Origin of the sequence: Microbacterium maritypicum MF109 (assembly GCF_000455825.1) — a bacterium.
GTDB lineage: Bacteria > Actinomycetota > Actinomycetes > Actinomycetales > Microbacteriaceae > Microbacterium > Microbacterium maritypicum_A.
The window spans coordinates 1-315 of the sequence record NZ_ATAO01000240.1 but is presented as its reverse complement, the minus strand read 5'-3'; the positions used below and the strand labels follow the sequence as shown (position 1 = coordinate 315).

Annotated in this window: 1 pseudogene; it reads left to right on the top strand. The window is 72.1% G+C overall.

Annotated elements, in window-relative coordinates:
* Positions 1–315 (top strand): annotated as a pseudogene (locus tag L687_RS40535) (hypothetical protein); the annotation flags it as partial.

Sequence of the window (315 nt, the reverse complement as noted above, 5' to 3'; positions counted from 1 at the left end):
ATCTGTCCGGCGGCGCATACGTGCGCATCCCCCGCGGTGAGTGGGTCGAGTTCGACGTCACCGAGTCCGGCGGCATCCTGCACGGTGTCGTGTGGCGACAGGCGGCAGATGCGGGCGAGGCCGAGTGGGAGGTCCTCCGCGGACGCCGCCGACTGTGGAAGACCCGCACCGCGGCCGGTTCGACCGGAGACCGCGGCCTCACCGAGGCCGACGGGATGCTCGTGCCTGAGCTCCTCGGTGGCGATCTGCCGGAGGCGGCGGTGACGGTGCGCTGCACGAGTCGCGGCGATGTGCGCCTCGATGCCCTGCTGATCC